Raw genomic sequence first — 1055 nt, 5'->3', positions numbered from 1 at the left:
CATCTCGCGCACGCCCTTGGCGTTGCGGTCGAACGTCACGCTCATTGCCCGTCGCCCCCTTTCCGCTGCTCGGCTATCCGTTTCTGCGCGTGCACTTTACGTTTCACGCGGCGAAGGTCGTTGTCCAGCGCCTCGGCGTCCCTTACCACGCTCATTATTTCCGCCTCGTTCGTCAGCCCGTTGGCGCGGCAGATGGTGTACACGTCGTTCCGGCTCGTGGCGTTCAGGTCGAAAAACTTGCGCCCGATGCGGCTGTTGATCTCTTTGTAGCCTTTCTTGTTATAGTGTAGCCCGCCCTCCATGCGCCGCTTAATATAGTCGGTGCTAAGGAAGACGATGCCCGCCCGGCCTTCCAGACGGTTGTAAATGCTGATGAAGTAGTTAAGCACGCAGTCGGTCAGCTTGTCGCCCTCGTCGAAGATGAGCAGCGGGTTCTGAAGGAACCCGATCATCGAGAGGGCATACTCCAGCATGTCGCGCAGGTTGCTCGTGGCGTCGGTGGGAGCGCCCACCTGTTTTGCTATCTCGCGCACGAAGTCGCTGCGTCGCATGTCCTCGCTGCAAAGAATATAGAAAACGTTGCGGTGCGTGCGGCGGAACTCGATGGCGGCCGTGGTCTTGCCGCAGCCGGCGTCGCCCACCATCCACGTGACGTTCTTGTACATCTGCGCGTCGGCCATCACGTAGGTGGCCAGACGGAAGTTCTCGCTTTCGCAGATGGCCCAGCTGTCGAAGCTGAAGCCGATCTGCGAGGCGATACGCCCGAACATGTCATCGGAGATGGTGTCGTACTTGGTGTTAAGGATCTGGCTCACAACGGCCGCGCTGACGCCTTGCAGGCTTTCGCTGGCACGGTTGCGGCTGGGGAAGTTCTCGCAATAGGCCATCAGCGCGTCGCGGATGGCATCCTTGTCCTGTTTGGTAAGTTTCATTTGAAGGGTATTTAAATGGTTATTGATTGTCGTTTAAAATCGGTGCATCACCTCGTCCAGCGTCATGTTGGAGAGGGCTTTCTCATACTCCCCGATGCCCGTATAGGCAGGTTCGCCGGCGGT

The 1055-nt window shown here is 58.4% G+C and carries 1 protein-coding gene; it reads right to left on the bottom strand.

Going from position 1 to position 1055, the window contains the following annotated elements:
* Positions 1–41: 41 nt before the first annotated feature.
* On the bottom strand, positions 42–932 hold the full coding sequence (locus EV202_RS14975) for an ATP-binding protein (protein WP_131927621.1): 891 nt from the start codon (positions 930–932) through the stop codon (positions 42–44).
* Between the last annotated feature and the right edge of the window lie 123 nt (positions 933–1055).

Origin of the sequence: Prevotella heparinolytica (assembly GCF_004342845.1) — a bacterium.
In the GTDB taxonomy this organism is placed as follows: Bacteria; Bacteroidota; Bacteroidia; order Bacteroidales; family Bacteroidaceae; genus Bacteroides; species Bacteroides heparinolyticus.
The sequence above is the reverse complement of the archived record's forward strand: the minus strand, read 5'-3'. Positions and strand labels throughout refer to the sequence as shown.

What these genes read in the sequence shown, in the direction of transcription:
- EV202_RS14975 (WP_131927621.1), bottom strand. Translation starts at nt 932, where the DNA reads ATGAAACTTACCAAACAGGACAAGGATGCCATCCGCGACGCGCTGATG.